Consider the following 20,539-nt stretch of genomic DNA (forward strand, 5'->3'; position numbering starts at 1 on the left):
CCTTGGCGCGAACGGTAACGGCTGAACCAAAGAAGGGGCGGCTCGCACTGCGCGGGCCGCCCCTCTTCCTTGCACTCGCTGGTGCGTGGTTGTGCCGCCCAAATTACATCGAGCGTGCAATGACCATTTTCATGACTTCGTTCGAACCGCCGAAGATCCGGGTGATACGACTGTCGCGATACATCCGCGCGATCGGATAATCGTTGATGTAGCCTGCACCGCCGTGGAATTGCAGGCATTTGTCCACCACCTCGCCTTGCAATTCGGTGACCCAGTATTTGGCCATGCAGGCGGTCGCCACGTCAAGTTCACCTTTCAGGTGGCGGGCGATGCAATCGTTCACGAAAACCCGCGCTGCCGTGCCGCGCGCGTTGAGGTCAGCCAGCACGAACTGGGTGTTCTGGAAATCCCAGATCGTCTGGCCGAACGCCTTGCGTTCCTTGACGAATTCCAGGGTGGTTTCGAGTGCCTTCTCTATCCCCGTCATCGCGCCCATCGCGATAATCAGGCGTTCCTGCGGCAGTTCGCCCATCAGCTGGTAGAAGCCCTTGCCCTCCACTCCGCCCAGCACATTTTCCGCCGGCACGAACACATCATCAAAGAACAGTTCCGAAGTATCGGCCGCATCAAGCCCGATCTTGTCGAGCTTCTTGCCGCGCTGGAATCCTTGCGCGCCTTCGGTCTCCAGCAGCATCAGCGAAATGCCCTTGGCTCGCTCGTTGGGATCGGTCTTGGCTACGACGATGATGAAGTCGGCCGTCTGGCCGTTGGAGATATAGGTCTTTGCGCCGTTGATGCGGTAGCCATTGCCGTCTTTCAGCGCGGTAGTGGTGATGCTCTGCAAGTCGGAGCCGACACCCGGTTCGGTCATCGCAATTGCGCTGACCAGCTCGCCCGTCACCAGCTTGGGCAGATATTTCTTCTTCTGCTCTTCGGTGCCATGCCGCACCAGATAGGGCAGGATAATGGTGTTGTGGAGGCTGGCGGCAAAGCCTTCCACGCCGTGTTTCGCCTGCTGGTCGATAACGACCATATCATGCCGGAAATCGCCGCCGTGGCCGCCGTATTCCTCGGGCACTGAAACGCCCAGCAGGCCTGCCTGCCCGGCCTCATGCCAGAACTCGCGTTCAACCTGCCCGTCTTCGCGCCATTTCAGAATGCGCTTTTCCGGTGCGTGTTGCTGATAGAACTTGCCTACCGCATCAGCGAAGATCGAGATTTCCTCGTCTTCCATGAATTCGGGCTGGGGGACATTGATCGCGGGCATTTTATTCCTCTCCAATGGATAGCTTGCGTGGCGCGGGCTTACTTGCCCTTCCAGTTGGGCTTGCGTTTCTCGGCAAAGGCGGCGGCGCCTTCGCGGGCGTCTTCGCTCATGAACACCTGCGGCAGCAGCTTGGCCTGCTTTTCCCAGCGTTCTTCAAGCCCCCAGCCGCGCGATTCGTCGACTATCTGCTTGGATACCCGCACCGCCAGCGGCCCGTTTTCGTTGATCTTGCGAGCGAGTTCGATCGCAGCATCAAGCGCAGGGCCATCGACCACGCGGTTGAGCAGGCCGAGCTCATAAGCGCGCGCCGCGTCGATGAACTCGCCCGTCAGCGCCAGCTCCATCGCGATCTTGGGCGGAATCATGCTGGGCAGCTTCATCAACCCGCCCGCTGCCGCTGCCAGCCCGCGCTTGGCCTCGGGAATGCCGAATTTGGCATCCTTGTTGGCCACAATGAGATCGCAGCTGATCATCAGCTCCATACCGCCGGCCAGGGCATAGCCTTCAACCGCCGCGATCAGCGGCTTGACGGGGCCCTTTTGCGTGATGCCGCCAAATCCGCGCCCCTCGATACTGGGCGATTCGCCGCGCAGGAAGCCTTTCAGATCCATGCCCGAACAGAAGGTGCCTCCTGCCCCGGTAAGGATACCGACGCGAAGATTGTCATCGCTGTCGAGCCGGTCGATCGCCGCAGCGATGCCTTCGGCAGCGGCCTTGTTCATCGCATTTTTCGCTTCGGGGCGGTTGATCGTGATGATCAGTATGCCGTCACGCTCTTCGGTCAGCAGATCTTCGCTCATCGGCGCTCTCTCCTATCAATTTGTGGCATTTTGAATTGCAACTGAATTCTTGTGCATGTGCTGGCCAAGCTTTACGAATGCGTCAACCGCATTTTCGCTAATCGAGAGGATCCCCCATGGGCGAGGCATATATCATTGACGCAGTCCGCACGCCGCGCGGCATCGGCAAGCAGGGCAAGGGCGCACTCGCTGCCGAACATCCGCAGCATCTGGCAGCCACCGTGCTCAAGGCGATCAAGGATCGCAACCATCTCGATACCAAGACGGTTGATGACGTGATCTGGTCAGTCTCGACCCAGGACGGCATGCAGGGCGGTGACATGGGCCGCATGGCCTCGCTTGATGCAGGCTATGACATCACCAGTTCGGGCATGACGCTGGATCGCTTTTGCGGCGGCGGGATCACTTCCGTGAACCTGGCAGCGGCACAGGTGATGAGCGGTATGGCCGATTGCGTGGTCGCAGGCGGCACCGAAATGATGAGCCTGACCGCGCAAATGGCGAAGGAAAAGATGCAGGCCGGGATCAAGCCGCCGATGATGGGCAGCTACAATGAGCGCCTGCAGAAAGTGCATCCGCAGAGTCATCAGGGCATTTGCGGCGATGCGATTGCCAGCATGGAGGGCATTACCCGCGAAGAGCTCGACGAAGTCGGCTATCGCAGCCAGCAGCGCGCCGCCGAAGCGATTGCCGAAGGGCGCTTCGCCAAATCGATCATTCCGGTGGTGGACGATGAAGGCAATGTGATCCTCGACCATGACGAATATCCGCGCCCGCAGACTACGCGCGAAGGGCTGGCGCAGCTGGAACCGGCATTCACCAAGATCGCGGACGTTCCGATTGATGCGGAAGGGACGACGTTCCGCAAGTTGGTCAACCAGAAATATCCTGACCTCGAGATCAGGAATTTCCACCATGCCGGCAACAGTTCGGGTGTGGTCGATGGTGCAGCGGCGGTGCTGGTGACGAGCAAGGAATATGCGCAGAGCCATGGCCTGAAGCCGCGTGCGCGGATCGTCGCCACCGCCAATATGGGCGATGATCCCACGCTGATGCTCAATGCACCGGTGCCGGCCGCCAGGCGCGTGCTGGAAAAGGCGGGATTGACGCTTGAGGATATCGACCTGTTTGAAATTAACGAGGCCTTCGCCGTGGTTGCGGCCAAATTCGTGCGCGATCTCGGGCTCGATTGGGACAAGGTCAACGTCAACGGCGGCTCGATCGCGCTTGGCCACCCGATCGGCGCGACCGGATCGATCCTGATCGGTACCATTATCGACGAGCTTGAGCGTCGCGGCGGTCGCTATGGCCTTGTCACGATGTGTGCGGCAGGCGGCATGGCACCCGCAATCATCGTCGAACGCGTGACCGACTTCGCCGACTGAGGCAGGCGGCATGATTGCCGACAACACGCCCGTTATCATAGGGGTAGGGCAATATTCCGAACGTCCGCAGGACAAGGGATATCAGGCGCTATCCTATATGGACCTTGGCGGGCGGGCGTTGGCAGCGGCCATTGCCGACAGCACCGCTAGCGGGGATCTTGCCGGGGTGATCGATACGCTGGCGGCGATCCGCCAGTTCGAGATGTCGCGCCCGGGGGCCGAGCGGCCATTTGGCGGGGCGGACAATGTGCCGCGTGCCTATGCCAAGCGGGTCGGCGCCAACCCGAAGCGCGCAATCCTATCGACCACCGGCGGGCAGACCAACCAGCAATATCTCGGCGAATTCGCCGCAGCCATTGCGGCGGGCGAAAGCCAGTGCGCGGCAATCGTGGGTTCGGAAGCAATTTCGACCGTACTTGCGCTCTCTGCAAAGGGCGAGAAGCCCGACTGGTCTGAGCAAGTTGGCGGCGAGATCGAGGATCGAGGTTACGGGCTCGACGGCTTGCTCGAGCCCTCGCTGATGGCGCATGGTGCGGCTGGCGCGATCCCGCTTTACGCGCTGTGCGAAAACCGGCGGCGCGCCGATCTTGGCCTGTCGCTCCAGGATTACCGTGCGAAGATCGGCCAGCTGTTCGCACCCTTCACCCGGGTTGCCGCCGCCAATCCCCATTCCGCAGCCCCTGTTGAACGTAGCGCAGAAGAGCTCGCAACGGTGACTGAGCGCAACCGGATCGTGGCGGAACCCTATACGCGCATGACGGTGGCGCGTGACCAGGTGAACCAGGCTGCGGCGATCATCATCGCCAGCGCCGGACTGGCGCGGCAGCTGGGCGTGCCGGAAAGCAAGTGGGTGCATATCCACGCCGTGTCCGCCGCGACCGAGCTGGAGTTGACCCAGCGGCCCGATCTCAGCCGCAGCCCGGCCTCGATCGCGTCGCTCGAGAGAGCCTTGGAGCGGGCGGGCAGGGGCATGGACGAGATGGCCTATCTCGATTTCTATTCATGCTTCGCCATTCCCGTTTTCAACGCGATAGACCATTTCGGCATTGCGCCAGATGATCCGCGCGGGCTGACGCTCACCGGCGGGCTGCCATTCTTCGGCGGAGCGGGGAACAATTATTCCGCCCATGCCATCTGCGAAGCGGTGGATCGGGTGCGCAGGGATCGCGGCTCCTACGCACTGGTCGGCGCCAATGGTGGTTGGATGAGCAAATATTCGACCGGGATTTACTCCACCGAGCCTGCCGACTGGTCGGGAAATGATCGCTTTTCCAAGCTTGCGAAGGCGACCGACGCCGTGCCGCGCGGCGAGGGCGCGTTTTCCAGCACCACGGTGGAAAGCTACACCATCAACCATGGCAAGAAAGGCAGCGTGGCGATTTTCATCGGGCGCAATGCTGCGGGCGAGCGGGTGTGCGGCAACGCGGATCTTTCGCACGGGCCGACCCGCGCGCTGTTCGAAGGCGGCGAGCCATTCGGCGCGAAGCTTAACGTGACGCAGGACGAACGCGGCCTCAATATCGGCCGGCTGGCGGGCTGATCGCCCTGGCAGCGGTAGATTGAGGCAGATTTTGACAATCGGGCAGGTTTGGCGTATTTAGTTTCAAACGAAACTATATTGATTCCAAGCAAGGATTGCCATGACCAAGCACCCGTCCGACCTGTTTGAAAACCCTGCCGGCCTCGACGGCTTTGAATTCGTGGAGTTCTGCGCGCCAGAGGAGGGTGTGCTCGAACCCGTGTTCGAAGCGATGGGCTTCACCCATGTTGCGACTCACCGTTCGAAGGATGTGCACCTGTGGCGCCAGGGCGGGATCAATCTGATCGCCAATTACGAGCCGCGCAGCGCGGCATGGTATTTCGCGCGCGAGCATGGTCCCTCGGCCTGCGGCATGGCTTTCCGGGTGCGCAATGCCGCTGTGGCGTGGGAGCATCTCATTGATCAGGGGGCGGAGCCCGTTGCAGTCGAAACCGGCCCGATGGAACTGGCAATCCCCGCGATCCGCGGCATCGGCGGCGCGATCCTCTACCTGGTCGATCGCTATCCTGACGAGAAGGGTGAGGGCCTGTCGATCTATGACATCGATTTCGAATATCTGCCGGGCGTTGAAAGGCATCCTGAAGGCGCGGGTTTCAAACTGATCGATCACCTGACGCACAACGTCTACACCGGCCGCATGAAATACTGGGCGGACTATTACGAGAGCCTGTTCAATTTCCGCGAAATCCGCTTCTTCGACATCAAGGGCGAATATACCGGCCTCACCTCCAAGGCGCTGACTGCACCGGACGGCAAGATCCGTATCCCGCTCAACGAAGAGGGAGAGGGCGGGAAGGGCCAGATCGAGGAATTCCTGCGCCAGTTCAACGGTGAAGGGATCCAGCATATCGCGCTGATCTGCGATGATCTAGTCAAGTGCTGGGACAACCTCAAGGCGCTTGGCGTGCCGTTCATGACTGCGCCGCCCGCGACCTATTACGAAATGCTGGGCGAACGCCTGCCCGGCCATGGCGAGGATGTGGACCAGCTCAAGATGCGCGGTATCCTGCTCGACGGTTCGACCGAAGGTGGCCAGCCTCGCCTGCTGTTGCAGATCTTTGCCGAAGCTCAGGTCGGCCCGGTGTTCTTCGAATTCATCCAGCGCAAGGGTGACGAAGGTTTCGGCGAAGGAAATTTCAAGGCACTGTTCGAAAGCATGGAGCGCGACCAGATCCGCCGCGGCGTGCTCGAAGTACAGGGGGAGCCGGCAGAATGAGCGCGATCAAGCCTTCCGGCATCCACCACGCCGCCTATCGCTGCAAGGACGCGAAGGAAACGGTCGAATGGTACGGCCGCGTGCTGGGCATAGAATACACCACTGCCTTTGCCGAGGATAATGTGCCCTCGACCGGCGAGTACGATCCTTACATGCATGTCTTCCTCGATGCGGGGAATGGCAACATCCTCGCCTTTTTCGAGCTTCCGAACCAGCCGCAGATGGGGCGGGACGGAAACACGCCGCAATGGGTCCAGCACCTGGCCTTCCGGGTCGCGTCGGAAGACGAACTGCTGGCCGCCAAGGCGCATATCGAGGCCCAGGGTATCGATGTGCTCGGGCCGACCCACCACGGCATCTTCAAGTCGATCTATTTCTTCGATCCCAATGGCCACCGCATCGAACTCGCCGCCGATATTGGCACTGATGAGCAATATGCAGAGCTGAGGCGCGTTGCCCCGCTGATGCTCGAAGAATGGAGCCAGACGAAGAAGGCGCCGCGCCATGCCGACTGGCTGCACCAAATCGCGCGCGCCGAGCACGGGCTGGAAAACCGCGACTAACCTCGCGGCGGCTTACACTGCCGAGCTGAAGCGCCGCTGCGAATCCTGGCGATAGGGATCGAACAGCGCGGCCACGCTGCGTGCATAGGGCAACCCGCCTGGTTCGATTTGCAGAATTGCGCCATCGAGCGAAGCCAGCCCCGCATCGAGGAACGGTGCGAGCCGCGGCTTCGCCTCGCGCAATAGCGCCTGTGGCAACTCTGCTGTGCCCTGGCACAACAAGGCCTCGATCACCTTGCCGCGCGTCTGGTCATCGGCGCTGCGTTTGATCCCATGGGCGACCGGCAGACGGTCCTGCGACAATTGCATGCGATAGCGGCCGCTGTTCTTTTCATTCTGCACCAGAAGTTCAGGAAAGCTGCTGATCGCCGAGGCGCCAATCCCGATCAGCACCGGCGCCGTATCATCGGTGAAACCCTGGAAATTGCGCCGCAGGGAGCCATCGCGTGCCGCGATTGCCAGCGGGTCTGCGGGCAGGGCGAAATGATCGAACCCCACCGGCGCATAACCACGCGCGGTAAGATATTCATATCCGCGTGCAGCCATTTCGAAGCGTGCATCGAGACCAGGCAAATCGTCCGCCGGGATCACCCGCTGACGCGGGATCAGATGCGGCACATGGGCATAGCCGAACAGTGCGATGCGGTCGGCGCCCAAGGCGCAGCTGCGTTCCAGCGTGTCCTCCAGGTCGCTCCACTCCTGGCCGGGCAGGCCATACATCAGGTCATAATTGAGCGAGGTTACCCCGGCCATGCGCAGCCATGCGGTGGTTTGCTCGATCATTTCAGGTGGCTGGATCCGGCCGATGGAAGCCTGGGTTTCGGGCGCAAAGGTTTGCACCCCCAGGCTGGCGCGGGCGATGCCCGAACTTCCGATAACCTCGGCCCATTCCCTGCTCATCGCGCGCGGATCGACTTCGATCGAAATATGCGGGCTGGCCAGCCGGAAATGGACCGTGAGGCAGCTTAACAGGCGCGCGAAATCGAGCGGCGATATGGCATTGGGGCTGCCTCCGCCAAAGGAGAGGCGGCTGACCGCTACATTTGGCGGCAAATGGTCAGCCAGCAGTGCCGCTTCGCGCTGGAGCGCGTCGAGATAGGTTTCGAGCCGATGGCGCCGGCCTGCCGCGGCAGTGTTGCAGCCGCAGTAATGGCAAATCTTCTCGCAGAACGGGATGTGGACATAGAGCGAGATCTCGCTTGCGACCTGTTCGAGCTGCTCGATGAAGAGGTGCGCGCTGACAGGGCCGAATTCCGCCGCCGTCGGAAAGCTGGTGTAACGCGGGACGGGCGTCGCAAGCAGTTCGGGATGATAGGGCCACATGCCGATCATGAATGGCAGATCGGCAAAGGAATTCATTGAGATCGATCAATTTGCTTTCGGCAAGTTCCGGCATGGCATGCCTTGGCTGGACAGGGGACAGGCGGCTGGGGCTCCTCATCATCGCCCAGGGGGATCGCTATGCTGCTGCCGTCGCAGAGCCGGGCGGCGATCGTGGCACCTTGAGCGGAGGCCGGTTGCAACGGCAGCGTGCCGACCAGCAGCGCCAGGGCGGCGGTCCGCGCGATCAACATTTCTCGTCCTCATCCTGCTCTTCGTCTTCATCGATCAGAATGCGTTGGGCAGCGCCGTCGAGGTCTTCGAACTGGCCGTTCTTCATCGCCCAGAAAAACATGGCAAGGCCCAGCGCACCCATCCCCAGCGCTACCGGAATAAGGAACATCAGCCCCGTCATCAGGCGGCCCTTGCAAGTCGCAGCGAATTGCCGACCACGATCAGCGAACTCAGCGACATGGCGATGGCGGCGATCAGCGGGGTGACGAGGCCCGCCAGCGCCAGCGGCACGGCAAGGATGTTGTAGCCGATTGCGAGCGCGAAATTCTGCTTCACGATGCGCATCGTTGCTCGCGCCACTTGCACTGCCTTGGCGACCGGCATCAGGCGTTCGCCGATGAACACCGCATCGGCGGCCTGCTGGCTGGCATCGCTGGCACTGCCCGGTGCAATCGCGGCATGCGCGGCGGCGAGCGCTGGCCCATCGTTAAGCCCGTCACCCACCATCAAAGGGTAATGTCCGTCCGCTTTCAGGCGGTTGAGCAGGTCAAGCTTGTCAGCCGGTGAAAGCCCGCCTGCGCCGGGCAGATTGAATTGACGGGCCACGGCCTCGACAGCGTCCTTGCGGTCGCCCGACAGCAATTCGGCATGCAAGCCCATCAGCGCGAGTTGGTGCAGTGCTTCGGCAATATCCTCGCGCAGTGGGTCAGCGAAATGGATGGCGATTCGCCGATCGCCTATCCTCAACTCGCTCATCGGATGGTCCGAAGCCTCCGAGGGTCGGGCGAGCGCGACTTCGGAGCGGTCGAACAGTGCAAAGATGCCTTCGCCGGGGCGCTCTTCCACATCGGTAAGCGACGCGGGCACAACGCCATTGGCCAGCAGCGCCTGTGCCAGACCCTTGCTGAGCGGGTGACGCGAATTTTGTGCCAGTGCCAGCGCGATCGCCCTGGCCTCCTCATCGAGGCCGCGCAAATCCGGGCGCGGCTGGCCCAGCGTCAGCGTGCCGGTCTTGTCAAAGCGTACGCAATCGACTTCCGCCAGCCGCTCGAGCGCGGTGCCGTCTTTCACCAGCAGGCCCTGCCTGAGCAGCGCGTTGCTTGCCACCACTTGCGCAGCGGGAACCGCCAGCCCCAGCGCGCAAGGGCAAGTAATAATCAGCACCGCAATCGAGATCAGCAGCGCTTGATGCCAACCAGCGCCCGCCAGCATCCAGCCGACAAAGGCAAGCAGCGCCAGAGTGTGCACCGCCGGGGCGTAAATGCGCGATGCGCGATCTGCAATGCGGACATAGCGGCTGCGCGATTGGCCCGCTTCGTCCATGAGCCGCGCAATCTCGGCCAGCTTGGTATCGCTCGCCACGGCCTTGGCGCGCACGCGGATCGGGGCCATGACATTGATCGATCCGGCGTGAACTTCGCTGCCCGGTCCGGCGGATTCGAGCCGGCTTTCGCCGGTCAGCATCGAATTGTCGATCGCACTGGCGCCCTCGATCACTTCGCCGTCTGCGGCCAGCGATTCCCCGGCCGCGACCAGCATCACCATGCCCGGCCTGAGCTGTTCCGCCGCCATTCGCTCGATGGTGCCGTCTGCGCCAAGCACCGAAGCGCTCCTGCCCATGCGCCCAAGCAGTGCGCCGATCCCGGCGCGGGTCTTGCCGCGCATCATGGCATCAAGCGCGCGTCCGGTAAGCAGGAAGAACAGCAGCATGACCGCGCTGTCGAAATAGGCATGCGCCCCGCCGGTCAGCGTTTCGTAAAAACTTAGTGCTGTCGCCAGCAGCACGCCGATCGAAATCGGCACGTCCATATTGGTGCGGCGGTGGCTAAGCGCCATCCAGGCGGAAGCGAAGAACGGCCTGCCCGCATAGGCGATCACGGGGATGGCGATGATTGCCGAAAGCCAGTGGAACAGCTGCTTGGTGACGCCTCCCGCGCCCGACCACACGCTGACCGAGAGCAGCATGATATTCATCATGCCGAAGCCCGCCACCGCCAGCGCGCGCAGCAGCAGCCTGCGATCGGCATCGTCCTGACCCAGCGGATTGTCGGCGACCCGCTGCGCCTCGAAGCCCAGCGCTTCGATCGCTTCGATCAGCCGGTCTTCGTCAAGTTCCGGGACATGCCGCAGCGCCACCCGCTTTGCCGAGAAATTGACTCGCGCATCTTCGATACCCTGAACCTTGGGCAATTCGCGTTCAAGCTTGGCTATGCAGCCCGCGCAGCGCATCCCCGGCACGGTGAAGCGGGTATCGACCAGCTCCCGCGCTTCGTCGGCGGGGATGGTTTGCGGCGCATTCACGGCAAGTGCTCTTCCCGCCGCCATTCCTGCCCGCCGGCATCGATATACAGGCGAATGATCCAGCGCCCGTCAGCCACCGGTTCCGGCGTGGTAAAGGCATCGGCGCCGTCAGGGACCAGCTCAAGCTCGGCCAATTCCGGATCCCCCAGCGGGCGGCGGATGTCTGCGCGAAGCGTGGCAGAGGCCGGTACCCCGCTGGTTTCGACGCGCAAGCGGCCATCTTCCGCTCGGGCAAGCTTTGCCTCCCAGCCCAGCGCCTGCTGCCTTTCAGCCTGCGCCAGCCAGCCGTTGAAATGCTGGCTCGCGACATAGCTGTTTTCGACGACCACGCCGCTGAAACCGCGCGCGGCGAGGCTGGCCATGAAGAAGTTGACCGCCACCACCACGCCGAAGCCGGCGACCAGCACGATCAGCATATGCCGACCGGTGAATTCGCGCCTCATCATTGGCCTCCTGGAGCGTTGAAGAGGGTTTCCTCGCTGTCGCTCTCAGCCTGCTCGTCTTGCGAGGTCAGGACGAAAGTGAAGTTCTGCTCGCCGGTTCCCGCAGGCGCGGCGACATAGGCGCGCACTGTCTGCGTGAGATCGGCGGGAACTTTCACCACCTGGCTGCGCGCGGCCGAACCCTGCGGGATGGTGTCGGTCCACAGTACCGCGCCGGGCAGACCTTCAAGCGCGATTTCCATCGCGCGCGGGCGGCCTTCCATGTTGCGCAGCTTGAGCGTGTAGGCATTGCGAACCGAACCATCGCGCAGCAGCATGAAGGGTGGATTGCGATCGGGAGAGACTGTCAGATCGGTGCGGTTGCGTGTTCCGAGCGCAAACAGCAGTGCGAGGCCGATCGAACCCCATATAGTGAAGTAGACCAGAGTGCGCGGGTGGAGCAGCGCCTTCCACGCAGGGCGCGGGGGCTCGCCAGCCTGTTCGGCCTTGCAATCATCCAATGTAGCATAATCGATCAGCCCACGCGGCCGACCGATATCCTTCATCACCCGGTCGCAGGCGTCGATACACAGCGCGCAAGTGATGCAGCCGATCTGCGGGCCTTCGCGAATGTCGATCCCGGTTGGGCAGACCGCGACACATTGCAGGCAATCGATGCAATCGCCGAAGGCCTCGGGATTCTTCTCCGCCTTCTTCAAGCTGCCGCGTGGTTCGCCGCGCCAGTCCTTATAGGTGACGATCAGCGACTTCTCATCGAGCATCGCGGTCTGGATGCGCGGCCAGGGACACATATAGATGCATACCTGTTCGCGCATGAAGCCGCCCAGGGCAAATGTGGTCGCGGTCAGGATCGCTACCGTGCCATAGGCAACCGGCGCGGCCTGAAGGGTAAAAAAGTCCCGGAACAGAGTTGGCGCGTCAGCGAAATACAGGATCCAGGCGCCGCCGGTTGCAAAGGCGATGGCGAGATAGATGGACCATTTGAACAGCCGCCGCGCAAGTTTTGATGCAGTCCAGGGCGCATTATCAAGCCGGATGCGGGCGTTTCGATCTCCGTCAATGAGCCGGTCGATATGCTGGAACAGGTCGGTCCACACGGTCTGCGGGCAAGCATAGCCGCACCATGCGCGGCCCACCGCACTGGTGACCAGGAACAGCCCGATCCCGGCCATGATCAGCAGGCCCGCGACGAAATAGAATTCGTGCGGCCAGATCTCGATCCCGAACATGTAGAAGCGGCGATTGGCGAGGTCGATCAACACTGCCTGGTCGGGTGCGTAGGGTCCACGATCCCAGCGGAGCCACGGCGTAACGTAGTATATGCCCAGAGTAATCAGCATCACCAACCACTTGAAGCGCCGGAATGGCCCGTCGATCCGCTTGTTATGGACGGTCTTGTGCTTCTCGTAGAGCTGGTCGGCGGCGGCGGGTGCGGATTTGCGCGGTGCAGATGTGTGGGGGGCTGCTGTTCCCCCACCACCGCCCGGTACCGCCTTGGCCCAGCGATCCTGTGTGCCGCTTGCCGATGGTCGATCGTCAGGGTTGGACATTATCTTCCGTTACCGGTTCCGGCGCCATCGCCGGCACCTGTTCGCCGCCGCCCAGCGAGTGGACATAGGCGGCCAGCATCTTGACTGTAACCGGATCGAGCCGATCCTGCCAGCCTGGCATTACTCCGTGGCGGGGCCTGAGGATCTGCGTGCGGATATTGGCTGCGTCGCTACCATAGAGCCAGATCGCGTCATTGAGCGCGGGCGCGCCCTGCAATCGGTCGCCGCCCCCGGCCGGGCCGTGGCAGGCAAGGCAGTTGTCAGCGTACAACTGCGCGCCAATTGCGTTCGATTCGCCTTGCCCACTGAGCGAGCGGACATGGCCTACAAGGCTGGTGACCTGGGCATCGCTGAAGATCCCGTCAAATCCAGGCATCAGGCTGGTGCGACTCTGGCTGTCACCGTCCCAGCGGATACCGTGCTTGATGGTGAACTCGATCGCTTCGATATCGCCGCCCCACAACCAGTCGTCATCATTGAGGTTGGGATATCCGGCAGAACCTGCCGCGCCAGAGCCGTGGCATTGTACGCAATTGACCTTGAAGGCCGCCGCGCCCCCGGCAACGGCTTTCTGCATCAATTCCGGATTGTCTTGCCACTTGATGATGTCAACGGCGGCCAGTTGTTCCTTGACCGTTTGATGGGCTGCATCGGCGGCGCCCATTTCCTCCATCAACTGGCCGCGGCTGGTCCAGCCCAGCACGCCCTCTGTGGCCCGGCTGAGCATCGGCCAGGCGGGATAGGCAACCGAATAGGCCAACGCCCAGACGACTGTGGCGTAGAAGGTCCAGAGCCACCATCGCGGCAGCGGTGTGTTGAGCTCTTCAATACCGTCCCATTCATGCCCGACGAATTCGGTGCCGGTGGGCTCGTCAATGCGATTGGGCGTGTTCGGATCATTCGCCATCGTCTTGGTCCTTCAGGATCGAGTGGGCGGCTTCATGGTTGCGAGCTCTTGCTCCGGGCCGGAAGGGCCAGGCGCACAGTGCCAGGAACAGCACGGTCATTGCCAGCAGCCCATAACTATCTGCGAAATGGCGCAAGGTGTCGTAATCGCTCATCGCCCCTTCTCCTCGGCCAGCTCCTGCTGCGCGGCAGCACTGCTGACATCAACCAACGTGCCCAGCATCTGGAGATAGGCAACCAGCGCGTCCATTTCGGTGACGCGCCTGGGATTGCCGTCGAAATCGCGGATCTGCGCCTTGGGATAGCGCATTGCCAGGTCGCCCGGATCGACATCGGGATTGGCCTGCGCGATGAGGTCCGCCTCGGCCATCTCGATATCGGTTTCACTATAGGGCACGCCGACCCGGCTGAGCGCGACAAGCGTGCCTGCCGCATCGGGCACATGCAGCGTGGTCTCTCCCAGGAAGCCGTATTGCGGCATGATGCTTTCAGGCACCACGCTTTGCGGATCGGTGAGGTGCTGGACATGCCATTCATCCGAATAGCGCCCACCAACCCGCGCCAGATCCGGCCCGGTGCGCTTCGATCCCCATTGGAACGGGTGGTCATACATGCTTTCCGCAGCCAGGCTGTAAGGGCCATAACGCTCGACCTCGTCGCGGAACGGGCGGATCATCTGGCTGTGGCAGACATAGCAGCCTTCGCGGATATAGATGTCGCGCCCGGCTTGTTCGAGCGGGGTATAGGGGCGCATGCCCTCAACCTTCTCAATCGTGTTGTCGAGGTAGAACAGCGGGGTGAGCTGCACCAGCCCGCCGATCGCGACCGTTACCAGCGTGGCGACCGCCATCAGCGTGATATTGCGCTCCAGCTTCTGGTGGCGCGTCGAGGCTTTGTTGTTCGAGTTGCTCATGGATCGCGCTCCTATTCGGCCGGAACTGCAGCAATGGGACGGTCGGCAGCTTCATTATGCGGGGTCTCGGTCATCGGAGCTTCCTCGCGCAGATTGCCTGCGATCGTCATCCAGATGTTGTAGCTCATCACGACCGCGCCCGAGAGGTAGAGCAGGCCCCCGAAAGCACGCAGGGCGAACATCGGCTTCAGCGCGGCGACCGTGTCGACGAAGCTGTTCACCAGATAGCCGTCAACTCCGTATTCGCGCCACATCAGGCCCTGAGTGATCCCGGCCACCCACATGCTGCCCGCGTAGAAGACGATTCCCGCACTTGCCAGCCAGAAGTGCCAGTTGATCATTCGCAGCGAATACATCCGCTCGCGTTGCCACAAGCGCGGCACCAGGAAGTAGATGCAGGCAAAAGTGATCATTCCGTTCCAGCCCAGCGCGCCGGAGTGAACGTGGCCAATGGTCCAGTCGGTATAGTGGCTCAGGCTGTTGACCCATTTGATGCTCATCATCGGGCCTTCGAAGGTGCTCATTCCGTAGAAGGCGAGCGCCATCACCATCATGCGGATGATGGGATCGGTGCGGACCTTGTCCCACGCGCCATTAAGCGTCATCAGACCGTTGATCATCCCGCCCCAGCTGGGCATCCACAGCATGATGCTGAAAACCATGCCCAGCGTCTGCGCCCAGTCGGGCAGCGCCGTGTAATGGAGGTGGTGCGGCCCGGCCCAGATATAGAGGAAGATCAGGCTCCAGAAGTGAATGATCGACAGGCGGTAGGAATAGACCGGCCGCTCGGCCTGCTTGGGCACGAAGTAATACATCATCGCCAGGAAGCCCGCAGTGAGGAAGAAGCCCACCGCGTTGTGGCCATACCACCACTGCGTCAGCGCATCCTGCACCCCGGAAAAGGCACTGTAGCTTTTCGCGCCGAGGAAGCTGACGGGCACCGCCAGATTGTTGACGATGTGCAACATGGCAATGGTGATGATGAAGGCGAGGTAGAACCAGTTGGCGACATAGATATGCGGTTCATTCCGGCGCACGATCGTGCCCATGAACACGATGAAATAGGCGACCCAGACAATCGTCAACCACAAGTCGACATACCATTCCGGCTCGGCATATTCGCGCGACTGGGTAACACCCAGCAGATAGCCGGTGGCCGCCAGTACGATGAACAGCTGGTAGCCCCAGAACACGAACCGCGCGAGCGTGGGGAAGGCCAAAGTGGCGCGGCAGGTGCGCTGCACGACATAGAAACTGGTGGCGATCAGCGCATTGCCGCCAAAGGCGAAGATCACCGCTGAAGTGTGCAGCGGGCGTAGCCGGCCGAAATTGAGATAAGGCTCAAAATTGAGCTGGGGGAATACCATCTGCAGCGCGATGAACAGCCCCGCCGCGAAACCGGCCATGCCCCAGAATATGGTCGCAATCACGCCCCAGCGGATCGGATCATCATCATAGCGCGATGGCCCGGCTGGCATCCGGAACATGCTCTGCGCCTTGGCCAGCGGATCGTAATTTCTTGCGGTGAATACGATCAAGAGAAAGGCGGCGATCGCGACGATCGTCATGTGAACGGCAAAGACCGTGTCCTTCGCAGCCACAATCGCCATGATCGCGGCGAGCAGGACGACGGACCAGATGCCGATGCGGCCAAGTACTGCTTGCATTGTATGTTCCCCTAGTCTGCCGCTGCGATAGCGCCGGGCCGCAGGCCACTCTTTGATTCAGCGCAAATTTTGGCTTGTGTGTTTGAGCGCGAAACATGGCCCGCGCGCGTGGCCAGTTCGTCCAGATGGTGAAGCCGCACAATTGAGCGACCCGCAGTTGAAATCAAGTGCTCATTGCGCAACTCGGTGAACTGGCGGCTGACGGTTTCGATCGTCAGGCCCAGGCTGTTGCCGATGTCGCGGCGTGACATTGGCAAGTTGAGCCGGATCGAATCGCCATCGGGCACGCCAATCCGGTCAGCCATAGCCAGCAGGAAATCGGTGATCCTTTCTTGCGCAGACTTGCGGCCCAGCCGAATCGCCTTGTTGCGGCAGCGTTGCAGCGCCAGCAGTGTGCGGGCCAGGATGGTGCGCAGCACTGAAGGCTCTGCTTCCGCGATTTCGAGGAAGCTATTGGCGGGAAAGGCTATGGTACGGCAGTCTGCCAGGGCGAGCATGCTGATCGCGCCCTGTTCGGGCTGCGGTACATAGATCATGTCGCCGGGAAAGTGGAATGCCAGCACATGCTCGCTGGCATCCGGCATTCGAACAATCAGCTTGGTTGCCCCCTCGGCCAAGAACACCAGCTGATCTCCGGTCGCTGAAAGCACTATTCGTTCTGCCCGGCGTGTCTGCTGGAACTGACCGATTTCTGACAGGCGTTCGCTGACCTGCGCTGAATCGCAGCGCGTCAGGATCTGGCGGCGAAATCTGTCAAACGATTCCTTGGGCACGATCGCTCCGGATACGAGAACATGATCGCAATTACCCAGGTTGGCGATTTCGGTCTTTGATCAGGATCAATGAACCATCCTTTCCAACGGAGCAATTGCGACCTCAGGTTGCAAAAATCCTGGGCCGCAAGGGGCGGTCGCTGCAGCCACAGGGAAACCATGTGATGAAGATTTTATTGGCAGCTGCCACCGCCTCACTGGCGATGCTTGCCAGCCCCGCCGCCGCGCAGGACAATGATCGCACCGGCGACGTACAGGTCAAACTGCTGGGCACTGCCGTCTTGCCCGACGGAAAGATCACCGAACTCAGGGTTGATCCTGGCCTGCCTGCGGGCACTCAAACCAAGGCCAATGACAATTACGTCCCGACGATTGCGATCGAATATTTTTTTACCAACAATGTCTCGGTCGAAACGATCTGCTGCGTGACGCAACATGATGTTGACGCCGTTTCCGGCCTGCCAGGGGCAGAGCTGGTATCGAACGCCCGCGTCATTCCCGCGACTTTCACGGCCAAGTATCATTTCGATGCGGGCGGTGCGAAGCCCTACATCGGCGCTGGTGCGACCTATTTCCTGTGGATCAATGACAAGCCGGGTGCGGCCACGACCCCGGCGCCGCTGAGCATCACCGATACTGATTTTTCGGACGAGTTCGGTTTCGTTCTGCAGGCGGGTATCGACATCCCCCTGTCGGACAAGGGCTTTGGCCTAAGCCTGGATGCCAAACGCTATTTCGTCGACACGACTGCGCGCTGGTTTGCCGGGGATGTGGTAGTGATCGAAACCGAACACAAGCTTGATCCCTGGGTGCTGAGTGCGGGTGTAACCTACACCTTCTGATGCACGGGGTGCCGCAGGCTATTCGGCACGATCCTCGAGCGCTTCGCGGTCGAGGATCGTAACGGCCCTGCGCGAGGGCAGATCGATCAGCCCTTGCGACTTCATCTTTGTCATCTGGCGGCTGACGGTTTCGATCGTCAGCCCCAGAATGTCGGCAATCTGCTGGCGCGATAGTTGCAGGTCGAAGCTGCGCCCGTCGCCACCAGCCTCGCTGGCCCGGTCGGCAGCCTGAAGCAGGAAGCTGGCGAGCTTCTGTTCGGCGTTCATGCGGCCCAGCAGCAGCATCCATTTGCGGGTCCGGTCAAGTTCGGCCAGCGTGCGTTCGAGCAGCTTGTGTTCAAGCCGTGGATGTTCCTTGGCAAACCGGTCAAAATCCTTGCGCTCGAATACACATACCTGCGCGTCGGTAAGCGCTTCGACGCCATAGGGTGTCGATCCGCCAAAGGGGCGGCCAAGAAAATCCGATGGAAAGGCAATGCCCAGGATCTGTTCGCGCCCGTCAGACGTTGAGCTCGACAGCTTCAGCAGCCCCTCCACCACATTGGCGACCAGCACCGCCTCGTCGCCTTCCCAGATCAGCTGTTCGCCCGCGCTCAGCCTGCGCTGGCGCCCGATGCCATTGAGCACGGCCAGCTCATCACGCGACAAGTCTGAGCAGATCGCCCGATTGCGCACGGTGCAGGTGTCGCAAAATGATGCTGGTGCTGTGCTGCCAATCGCGTCCATAAACGCCACATACAGCAGCTTGGAAGGAGTTCAAACCTGCCAATGACGCGATTTTAGCTAGCCGGGTGATGCGCCAGGGAATGATTCGGGTATAAGGCGCGACAGAAGGGGAGAATGTTAGCGATGCAAACTGCAAGCGATGGATTTGTGCGGCGCCCTCACCAGGACCGACCGACCCATTGTACAACCGAGCAATATGAAGCGATGTACCGGCGATCCATCGAGGATCCGGACGGCTTCTGGCTAGAGCAGGCGCAGCGGCTCGATTGGACCACGCCGCCCACCAAGGGCGGCGAGTGGTCATATGACCCGGTCGATATCAAGTGGTTCGCCGATGGCACGCTCAATCTCTGCCACAATGCGGTCGATCGCCATCTGGCCGAGCGCGGCGATACCACCGCCCTGATCTTCGAGCCTGACGATCCCGCCTCACCCGGTCGCAGCCTGACCTATCGCGAGCTTCATGCCGAAGTCCTGCGCATGGCCAATGCGCTCAAGGCACTGGGTGTCAGGAAAGGCGACCGGGTCACGATCTACATGCCGATGGTGATTGAAGGCGTGCTGGCGATGCTCGCCTGCGCGCGGATCGGCGCGGTGCATTCTGTAGTGTTCGGCGGCTTTTCGCCTGAGGCATTGAGTGGCCGTATCACCGATTGCGGCAGCCGTTTTGTGGTTACCGCCGATACCGGGCTGCGCGGCGGCAAATCTGTGCCGCTCAAGGCCAATGTCGATGCAGCGCTTGAGCTTCACGGGGTCGAAGTCGATGGCGTGCTGGTGGTGCGGCATACCGGCGCCGAAATCACCATGCGCGATGGGCGCGATCACTGGTTCGAAGACCTTGCATCCGATGCCGATTGCCCGTGCGAGGAGATGGGCGCGGAAGATCCGCTGTTCATCCTTTACACCTCGGGCTCGACCGGCAAGCCCAAGGGGGTGCTCCACACAACTGGCGGATATGGCGTTTGGACCGCCGCCACCTTCAATTACATCTTCGATTACCAGCCGGGCGAAGTGTTCTGGTGCACTGCCGATATCGGCTGGGTCACCGGGCACAGCTATGTCGTCTATGGCCCGCTGATGAATGGTGCGACTGCCGTAGTGTTCGAAGGCGTGCCCAACTATCCCGATCATGGCCGATTCTGGGACGTGGTCGACAAGCATCAGGTAAACATCATCTACACCGCGCCCACCGCGATTCGGGCGCTGATGCGCGAGGGCGACAGTTTCGTCACCAGCCGCAGCCGCAAGTCGCTGCGCCTGCTCGGCACTGTGGGCGAGCCGATCAACCCCGAGGCCTGGCGCTGGTATTTCGACGTTGTGGGCGAAGGGCGGTGCCCGATCATCGATACCTGGTGGCAAACCGAAACCGGCGGCTGCATGATCACAACCTTGCCCGGCGCGCATGACATGAAGCCGGGCAGCGCGGGCAAGCCCTTCTTCGGCGTGCGCCCGCAACTGGTGGGCAGCGAAGGCGAAGTGCTGGAAGGCCCGGCCAGTGGAAATCTGTGCCTCACCCATAGTTGGCCGGGGCAGGCGCGCACCGTCTACGGCGATCACGAGCGCTTCGTGCAGACCTATTTCAGCACCTACAAGGGCAAGTATTTCACCGGCGATGGCTGCCGCCGTGACGAAGACGGCTATTACTGGATCACCGGGCGGGTCGACGATGTGATCAATGTCTCGGGCCACCGCATGGGCACCGCCGAAGTTGAAAGCGCGCTGGTGCTGCATGCGCTGGTGGCAGAGGCGGCAGTGGTCGGCTATCCGCACGACATCAAGGGGCAGGGCATTTATTGCTATGTCACGCTGAACGCGGGCGAAGAAGGTTCGGCCGAGCTTTACACCGAGCTGCGCAATCACGTGCGCAAGGAAATCGGCCCGATTGCTTCACCCGATCACATCCATTTTACCGATGGCCTGCCCAAGACGCGCAGCGGCAAGATCATGCGCCGCATCCTGCGGAAGATCGCCGAGAACGAGTTCAGTTCGCTCGGCGATACCTCGACCCTGGCCGATCCTTCGCTGGTCGACCGGTTGATCGAAGGGCGAATGAACCGTTAGCCAGGCGAACCGGGGCACCGCGCCGCCCCGTG

General features: G+C 61.6%; 19 protein-coding genes. 6 read left to right on the forward strand and 13 right to left on the reverse strand.

Annotated features, from left to right (window positions below; all coding sequences use genetic code 11):
• Nucleotides 1-103: 103 nt before the first annotated feature.
• Together ACX2DJ_RS04475 and ACX2DJ_RS04480 are read right to left on the reverse strand one after the other, a co-directional pair.
• Nucleotides 104-1,267, reverse strand: a complete 1,164-nt coding sequence (locus tag ACX2DJ_RS04475) for an acyl-CoA dehydrogenase family protein (protein WP_462571221.1) — start codon at nucleotides 1,265-1,267, stop codon at nucleotides 104-106.
• Nucleotides 1,268-1,305: 38 nt separating this feature from the next.
• Complete coding sequence (locus ACX2DJ_RS04480) at nucleotides 1,306-2,067, reverse strand: crotonase/enoyl-CoA hydratase family protein (RefSeq protein ID WP_462571222.1); 762 nt, start codon at nucleotides 2,065-2,067, stop codon at nucleotides 1,306-1,308.
• Between the two features lie 116 nt (nucleotides 2,068-2,183).
• On the opposite strand from ACX2DJ_RS04480, the gene ACX2DJ_RS04485 reads away from it, so the two are divergent.
• From ACX2DJ_RS04485 to ACX2DJ_RS04500, 4 genes are all read left to right on the forward strand, one after another.
• Nucleotides 2,184-3,452: an acetyl-CoA C-acetyltransferase gene (locus tag ACX2DJ_RS04485; RefSeq protein WP_462571223.1), complete on the forward strand. Its 1,269-nt coding sequence runs from the start codon at nucleotides 2,184-2,186 to the stop codon at nucleotides 3,450-3,452.
• Between the two features lie 10 nt (nucleotides 3,453-3,462).
• Entirely contained in the window at nucleotides 3,463-4,992 is a 1,530-nt protein-coding gene (locus tag ACX2DJ_RS04490; RefSeq protein WP_462571224.1) for an acetyl-CoA acetyltransferase, read from the forward strand.
• Between the two features lie 100 nt (nucleotides 4,993-5,092).
• A complete protein-coding gene (gene hppD / locus ACX2DJ_RS04495; protein ID WP_462571225.1) occupies nucleotides 5,093-6,208 on the forward strand; it encodes a 4-hydroxyphenylpyruvate dioxygenase in 1,116 nt (371 codons plus the stop codon).
• A complete protein-coding gene (locus tag ACX2DJ_RS04500) occupies nucleotides 6,205-6,771 on the forward strand; it encodes a VOC family protein (protein WP_462571226.1) in 567 nt (188 codons plus the stop codon). The genes hppD and ACX2DJ_RS04500 overlap by 4 nt, the downstream gene beginning before the upstream one ends.
• Before the next feature lie 12 nt (nucleotides 6,772-6,783).
• On the opposite strand, the gene hemN is transcribed toward ACX2DJ_RS04500, so the two are convergent.
• The 10 genes from hemN to ACX2DJ_RS04550 form a co-directional block, all read right to left on the reverse strand.
• Nucleotides 6,784-8,094, reverse strand: coding sequence for an oxygen-independent coproporphyrinogen III oxidase (gene hemN / locus ACX2DJ_RS04505; protein ID WP_462572550.1), 1,311 nt, complete (start codon nucleotides 8,092-8,094; stop codon nucleotides 6,784-6,786).
• Nucleotides 8,095-8,338: 244 nt separating this feature from the next.
• Nucleotides 8,339-8,506 carry a cbb3-type cytochrome oxidase assembly protein CcoS gene (ccoS, locus tag ACX2DJ_RS04510; RefSeq protein WP_462571227.1) on the reverse strand — a complete coding sequence of 56 codons (168 nt, stop codon included), beginning with the start codon at nucleotides 8,504-8,506 and terminating at the stop codon, nucleotides 8,339-8,341.
• Nucleotides 8,506-10,650 carry a heavy metal translocating P-type ATPase gene (locus tag ACX2DJ_RS04515; protein WP_462571228.1) on the reverse strand — a complete coding sequence of 715 codons (2,145 nt, stop codon included), beginning with the start codon at nucleotides 10,648-10,650 and terminating at the stop codon, nucleotides 8,506-8,508. Before ACX2DJ_RS04515 ends, ccoS begins: the two co-directional genes overlap by 1 nt.
• Nucleotides 10,623-11,072 carry a FixH family protein gene (locus tag ACX2DJ_RS04520; RefSeq protein WP_462571229.1) on the reverse strand — a complete coding sequence of 150 codons (450 nt, stop codon included), beginning with the start codon at nucleotides 11,070-11,072 and terminating at the stop codon, nucleotides 10,623-10,625. The genes ACX2DJ_RS04515 and ACX2DJ_RS04520 overlap by 28 nt, the downstream gene beginning before the upstream one ends.
• On the reverse strand, nucleotides 11,069-12,619 hold the full coding sequence (gene ccoG / locus ACX2DJ_RS04525) for a cytochrome c oxidase accessory protein CcoG (RefSeq protein ID WP_462571230.1): 1,551 nt from the start codon (nucleotides 12,617-12,619) through the stop codon (nucleotides 11,069-11,071). The genes ACX2DJ_RS04520 and ccoG overlap by 4 nt, the downstream gene beginning before the upstream one ends.
• Nucleotides 12,606-13,526 carry a cytochrome-c oxidase, cbb3-type subunit III gene (ccoP, locus tag ACX2DJ_RS04530; RefSeq protein ID WP_462571231.1) on the reverse strand — a complete coding sequence of 307 codons (921 nt, stop codon included), beginning with the start codon at nucleotides 13,524-13,526 and terminating at the stop codon, nucleotides 12,606-12,608. Before ccoP ends, ccoG begins: the two co-directional genes overlap by 14 nt.
• Nucleotides 13,516-13,680 (reverse strand): cbb3-type cytochrome c oxidase subunit 3, encoded by a 165-nt coding sequence (locus ACX2DJ_RS04535; protein WP_462571232.1) that lies wholly within the window; start codon nucleotides 13,678-13,680, stop codon nucleotides 13,516-13,518. The genes ccoP and ACX2DJ_RS04535 overlap by 11 nt, the downstream gene beginning before the upstream one ends.
• Entirely contained in the window at nucleotides 13,677-14,438 is a 762-nt protein-coding gene (gene ccoO, locus ACX2DJ_RS04540; RefSeq protein ID WP_462571234.1) for a cytochrome-c oxidase, cbb3-type subunit II, read from the reverse strand. Before ccoO ends, ACX2DJ_RS04535 begins: the two co-directional genes overlap by 4 nt.
• A gap of 11 nt (nucleotides 14,439-14,449) precedes the next feature.
• Nucleotides 14,450-16,105 (reverse strand): cytochrome-c oxidase, cbb3-type subunit I, encoded by a 1,656-nt coding sequence (ccoN, locus tag ACX2DJ_RS04545; RefSeq protein ID WP_462571235.1) that lies wholly within the window; start codon nucleotides 16,103-16,105, stop codon nucleotides 14,450-14,452.
• Nucleotides 16,106-16,116: 11 nt separating this feature from the next.
• The gene (locus tag ACX2DJ_RS04550) at nucleotides 16,117-16,878 is read right to left on the reverse strand and encodes a Crp/Fnr family transcriptional regulator (RefSeq protein WP_462571236.1); all 762 of its coding nucleotides are present in this window, start codon (nucleotides 16,876-16,878) and stop codon (nucleotides 16,117-16,119) included.
• A 164-nt stretch (nucleotides 16,879-17,042) separates the two neighbouring features.
• Here ACX2DJ_RS04550 and ACX2DJ_RS04555 point away from each other — a divergent pair, with 164 nt between their 5' ends.
• Nucleotides 17,043-17,720 (forward strand): OmpW/AlkL family protein, encoded by a 678-nt coding sequence (locus tag ACX2DJ_RS04555; RefSeq protein ID WP_462571237.1) that lies wholly within the window; start codon nucleotides 17,043-17,045, stop codon nucleotides 17,718-17,720.
• Nucleotides 17,721-17,738: 18 nt separating this feature from the next.
• Here the strand turns inward: ACX2DJ_RS04555 and ACX2DJ_RS04560 are convergent, their stop codons facing one another.
• Entirely contained in the window at nucleotides 17,739-18,446 is a 708-nt protein-coding gene (locus tag ACX2DJ_RS04560) for a Crp/Fnr family transcriptional regulator (protein ID WP_462571238.1), read from the reverse strand.
• Nucleotides 18,447-18,569: 123 nt separating this feature from the next.
• Between ACX2DJ_RS04560 and acs the strand changes: the two genes are divergently transcribed.
• Nucleotides 18,570-20,507, forward strand: a complete 1,938-nt coding sequence (gene acs / locus ACX2DJ_RS04565) for an acetate--CoA ligase (protein WP_462571239.1) — start codon at nucleotides 18,570-18,572, stop codon at nucleotides 20,505-20,507.
• The last annotated feature ends 32 nt before the right edge of the window (nucleotides 20,508-20,539 follow it).

The organism is Altererythrobacter chaiwopuensis, from assembly GCF_054957755.1.